The organism is Microvirga sp. P4_G7, assembly GCF_056401005.1.
The window spans coordinates 1-4,952 of record NZ_JBFUKD010000244.1 but is presented as its reverse complement, the minus strand read 5'-3'; the positions used below and the strand labels follow the sequence as shown (position 1 = coordinate 4,952).

Annotated in this window: 5 protein-coding genes and 1 pseudogene; 2 read left to right on the top strand and 4 right to left on the bottom strand. The window is 61.2% G+C overall.

The annotated features are described in order from the left end of the window. Nucleotides 1-537: 537 nt before the first annotated feature. The 3 genes and pseudogenes from AC1DT3_RS11890 to AC1DT3_RS11880 form a co-directional block, all read right to left on the bottom strand. Complete coding sequence (locus AC1DT3_RS11890; protein ID WP_477465459.1) at nucleotides 538-834, bottom strand: hypothetical protein; 297 nt, start codon at nucleotides 832-834, stop codon at nucleotides 538-540. 104 nt (nucleotides 835-938) lie between these two features. After that, nucleotides 939-1,490: a calcium-binding protein gene (locus tag AC1DT3_RS11885; RefSeq protein ID WP_477465460.1), complete on the bottom strand. Its 552-nt coding sequence runs from the start codon at nucleotides 1,488-1,490 to the stop codon at nucleotides 939-941. Next, a pseudogene (locus tag AC1DT3_RS11880) lies at nucleotides 1,473-1,538 on the bottom strand (hypothetical protein); the annotation flags it as partial. The pseudogene AC1DT3_RS11880 and the gene AC1DT3_RS11885, both read right to left, overlap by 18 nt. A 235-nt stretch (nucleotides 1,539-1,773) precedes the next feature. Between AC1DT3_RS11880 and AC1DT3_RS11875 the strand changes: the two are divergent. Beyond that, the gene (locus AC1DT3_RS11875) at nucleotides 1,774-2,301 is read left to right on the top strand and encodes a single-stranded DNA-binding protein (protein WP_477465458.1); all 528 of its coding nucleotides are present in this window, start codon (nucleotides 1,774-1,776) and stop codon (nucleotides 2,299-2,301) included. Nucleotides 2,302-2,399: 98 nt separating this feature from the next. On the opposite strand, the gene AC1DT3_RS11870 is transcribed toward AC1DT3_RS11875, so the two are convergent. Beyond that, complete coding sequence (locus AC1DT3_RS11870) at nucleotides 2,400-3,836, bottom strand: calcium-binding protein (protein ID WP_477465457.1); 1,437 nt, start codon at nucleotides 3,834-3,836, stop codon at nucleotides 2,400-2,402. Nucleotides 3,837-4,028: 192 nt separating this feature from the next. On the opposite strand from AC1DT3_RS11870, the gene AC1DT3_RS11865 reads away from it, so the two are divergent. Further along, on the top strand, nucleotides 4,029-4,952 hold a 924-nt coding region (locus tag AC1DT3_RS11865; RefSeq protein WP_477465456.1), incomplete at its 3' end, for a M20/M25/M40 family metallo-hydrolase.

The window sequence follows — 4,952 nt, the reverse complement described above, 5'->3', positions numbered from 1 at the left end:
CAACGAGCCCGGCAAGACAGCGGGCGGAGGAAGAGCGGGTATGCATCGGCAATTCCTTTCACTTGGGACTGCGATTGAACGATCGCTTCCGTCCTGCAAACGGGCTTCCTGGATGAGGCGCGTTTTGAGAAATCGTGGACAAGGAAGGTATGAGACGAGGCTCCAGGATGTCGGGTATTCGCCACAGGTAACTAGATGACCAGAAGCCCAAACAAAGTGGGGCAGCAACAACTCGCCTGGGAAAATTCGCCGCCTTACCTCCAAAGAGCCTCGAAGGGGCAGGCTCTGGGAACGGTTTGGAGAGCTGCGTCTCCCGTTGAGGCTGGGATTGTGCGCCGGTGTGTTCCAGTTCCCGAGTGGCACAGGTGCCGAATACAGCGTTAGCTCGGCAAGCGAGGGCCATGCACGGCGAGACAATCGGAGCTTGGAAAATTTGCGGTAGGATCCGTCCTGTGGCGCCGCATGCGGGACGCGCGTCGTCAACCGCAAGCCATCCGCTGAGCGTCGTCCCAGCGGATGCAAAGGTGAATGTGGGTACTACAGCTCGAAGAGAATATTCGATGCCTTCAACGCGACTTTGTTCGCCAACGTCAGGACGTGCATGGCTTCCAGGATGCCTGTGCCGTCAGGATCGTAGAAGAGGCGGCCATCATCCACGTCGTACAGGAACTGTGCGAGCGCGGAGGTCGCTTTCGGATCGGTGCCGGACACAAGGGGATTCTTCTGGTCGGCCTTGGTCGGGGAGTAATAGGCGTATTGCGAAACGACAATGCGATCCTTCGCGGTGAAATCGAGCACCGTGCTCGCGTCCTCGTAGAGTTGGAGGACAAACATATCCGATCCGGCTCCGCCGGTGACCGTGTTACCGGCTCCGCCGCAGAATAGCCTGTCGGCGCCGGCGCCGCCGTCGATCGTAAACGCCCCTCCGTCGAAGGCGCTTACGCGTATCGTGTCGTTTCCTCCGCCTCCTTTGAGCGTTCCGCCGGTTCCATCGACATGGAACGGTCATCGCCTTTGGAGCCGATGACGGACGAACCTTCGGCCACGCTGTGGAGATTGACGAAGGCTTTCTCGAATTGGCTTGCCTTCAGGCCGAGATATCCGGTGTCCGCGGTCTTCTTTCCCGAGATCTTCGAGAGATCGATCGCATATTTGACGCGAGTGGATGAATAAGAGTAGTCGAGGGTCAGGGTATCAATACCGGCACCGCCCGAGGCGGCATCGGTTTCGCCCGCTGTGATCTTATCGTTGCCGGCTCCGCCGAGCAGTACATCCTTGTCTTTGTCGCCGCCGCCGTTGAGCGTGTCGTTGCCGCTGCCGCCGTTCAGATAGTCGGCGCCGCCGCCGCCATAAAGATAGTCGTTGCCGTCGTCGCCCGACAGACGGTCGTTGTCGGTTTCGCCGAAAAGAGTGTCGTTGCCGTCGCCGCCAACGAGTTTATCTTTGCCGGCATTGCCTATGAGATAATCTTCTCCGTCGTGACCGGACAGCTTATCGTTGCCGTTGCCGCCGTAGAGGGTGTCGTTATCGCCGCCTCCGGAGAGGGTGTCTCTCGGTTGTGTTTACAAGCGAGCGCTCGCCGAATTGGTGTTCAGCTGCGGCATTCGATCCATCCCGGATCCGCTTCAATGGCTTGTATTTTTCTGGAACAAATATAGAACACAGGCGTGGGTCCCTTTTATTGGGGACAGACCTGTGCAGAACTCATCCTTGGCTTGTCCCGACGGCCGTCCGGCCGCAGAACACGGCCTTGTAGCGAATGTGGAGAGCGAGATGGCGGGCAGCGTCAACAAAGTGATCATTGTCGGCAATCTGGGCCGCGACCCCGAGGTACGCCGCCTCAACAACGGCGAGCCGGTGGTGAATCTGCGGATCGCCACCTCCGAGAGCTGGAAAGACAAGGCGACCGGCGAGCGCAAGGAAAAGACGGAGTGGCACTCGGTCGTCATCTTCAACGAGAACCTCGCCCGCGTGGCCGAGCAATATCTCAAGAAGGGCTCGAAGGTTTACATCGAGGGCCAGCTCCAGACCCGCAAATGGCAGGACCAGTCGGGCCAGGAAAAGTATACGACCGAGATCGTCCTGCAGCGTTTCCGCGGTGAGTTGACGATCCTCGACAGCCGCGGTGGCGGCGCCGGCGGTGGCGATTACAGCGAGGACGAAGGCGGCGGTCAGATCAGCCGCGGCGGCGATTTCGGCCGCTCATCCCCCATGGAACGCCGCCCGGCACCGGCCTCGACCGGCACCGGCGGAGGCGGAGGATCGCGCTACAACGACCTGGACGACGATATTCCGTTCTAGGCGCGAGGGAACTTCCTCTCCCGAAACGAAAACATCGACGTCGCCTGAAGGCCGCCAAGTGGCGGCCTTTTTGTTGGTGGCCTTCTTGTTGGCTCCAATCAGAGCAGAAAATCCGCCGCCGAGAGGTTTGCTTTCAGAATGCCTTCGAGCTTGATGTAGTGCTGCCTCGCGGCGTCGAGATAGATGTTCGTGAACGTGCCGGTCGACGACTGACTGATCACGAGCTTGTCGAAGGAGGCGAAACGCCAGGCGCGCAGATCGATGATATCTTCGCCAGGCGCGAAATAGAGAATTCGATCTTTGCCTGAACCGAGATCGAAGCTGAACACGTCCCGTCCGCCGCCGCCGTCGAGAATGTCGTTGCCGGAGCCGCCATTGAGGAAATCGGCGCCGGTTCCCCCGTAAGAGGAATCGCCGATCAGGGTGTCGTTTCCGGAGCCGCCATAGAGGCTGTCGTTACCGTATTGGACGAAGCTCTCGCTCGTGCGGCAATCGCCGTAGATCACATCGTCTCCGGATCCGCCCGAGAGCCAGTCGTGTCCGCCGATGCTCGTTCCGTACATGGTGGTTGCATCGCCGAAGAGCGTATCGTTGCCCGTGCCACCGTCGAGGCTGTCATTACCACCGCTTGCGCCGCGCATCGTGTTGCCGTCGCCGTAGAGAATGTCGTTGTCGCTTTCGCCGTAGAGCCGGTCGGCGCCTCCGCGCGCCAGATCGAGCAGATCGGCGGCGTCGCCGTAAAGACGGTCCGCACTCGTGCCGCCGTAGAGGCTGTCTGCGCCGCCCGTAGAGGTGGCGAACATCTGCAATGCGTCGCCGTAGAGTTTGTCGCTCGATCCGCCGCCCTTCAGAACGTCGTTTCCGCCCAGCACCGCGTTCGTGATGGTTCGCGCATCTCCGTACAGCGTGTCGCCGCCGTCGTCGCCGTAGAGTGTGTCTGCGCCCCCACGGGATGTTCCCGTCATGGTGTAGGCGTCGCCGTACAGGCTGTCTGCGCCGCTGCCACCGAAAAGCTTGTCGCCGCCGCCGACCGTCGAACTCGTCATCTTGTAGGCGTCGCCGAACAATTGGTCGTTATAGGCATCGCCATAGAGGTAATCGTTCCCGCCCTGGGCGCGGGTCGACATCGTRTAGGCGTCTCCATAGAGGGTGTCGTTGTCGTCGCCGCCATAGATCTTATCGCCGCCGCCGGTGGAGGACGCGCTCATCGTCTTCGCGTCGCCGAACAGGATGTCGTATCCCCGCTCACCCCAGATCCGGTCCGCGCCGCCGCGGGCGGTTCCACTCATCGACGTCGCGTCGCCATAAACCGTATCGCGATCGTCGCCGCCCCAGATCACATCGGCGCCGCCGCGCGCGCGTCCGCCCAGGGAGGCGGCATCGCCGCGTAGGAAGTCAGCGCCGGCATAGCCGTAGATCTGATCGATTCCGGCCAATCCACTCGTGAGTTTGCCTCCGCTATCGCCGAACAACGTGTCGGATGTGCCGAAGCCTTCGAGAAAATCCCTGCCGAGAGAGCCGATTTTGTACGCCATTGTTCCTCAACCTGATGTCCAGACGTTGTAACGTCCAAGGGTTATTTTTCCTTTACAACGTTACGACAGATCCGCCGCTGCGGCAGATTATCCCTCACGTGCGTACGGACAGAACGGCGTCGAACGTCGCCGGCGAAGCTTGATGTTTGATGGCGAAAGGCCTAGGCAAAACGCGATTCCCTGGACGTTCCCATGCCAACTTCCTCCCTCGATACCCTTCTCACCTGGATCCGGACCGAAAGYCCGACGCACGAGCCCGCGGCCGTCAACATGATGATGGACCTCGTGGTCGCCCAGGTTGCGGGTGCGCCGATCGCCGTCGAGCGAATTGCGGGACAGGATGGATTGGGTGACGCGCTCCTTCTGCGCGCGGGGCCTCGGACGGATGCGCCCCCCATCCTCGTCATGTCCCATCTCGACACGGTGCATCCGATCGGCACCATCGAGAAGGATTTGCCGTTGCGCATCGAAGAGGACCGAATCTACGGGCCCGGAATCTACGATATGAAGGGTGGCGCCTTTTTTTGCCTCGAGGCATTCAGGGAAGTCGCGCGTGCGGGCACGGCGGCGCGGCCTTTAGTGTTCCTGTTCACCCCCGACGAAGAGATCGGCAGTCCGATGACTCGGCCGATCATCGAAAACCTCGCGCGCCGTTCAGCTTATGCGCTCGTCACCGAACCGGCACGCGACAATGGCCAGATCGTCACCGCACGCAAAGGCGTCGGACGTTTCGACGTCACGGTGGAGGGCCGCCCGGCCCATGCAGGTTCGCGCCATGCGGATGGCCGTAACGCCATCCACGAAGCGGCGCGGCAGATCCTCGCCGTCGAGGCGATGACGGATTATTCGCGCGGCATCACCACGACGGTCGGCATGGTGTCCGGGGGAACGGCGGTCAACGTCATTCCGCAATTCTGTCAGTTTCCAATCGACATCCGTGTCGAGACGGTCGCCGACGGCGAGCGCCTGACGACGGCCATCCTTGGGCTGCGGCCGCACAATCCCGACATCGCGCTCACCATCACCGGCGACATGAACCGTCCGCCCTTCGAGCGCACGGAGGGTGTCGAAAAGTTGTTTCAGCACGCCAAGACGCTCGCCGCCGAAATCGGATTC

What these genes read in the sequence shown, in the direction of transcription:
- AC1DT3_RS11890 (WP_477465459.1), bottom strand. Translation starts at nt 834, where the DNA reads ATGTTTGTCCTCCAACTCTACGAGGACGCGAGCACGGTGCTCGATTTC.
- AC1DT3_RS11875 (WP_477465458.1), top strand. Translation starts at nt 1,774, where the DNA reads ATGGCGGGCAGCGTCAACAAAGTGATCATTGTCGGCAATCTGGGCCGC.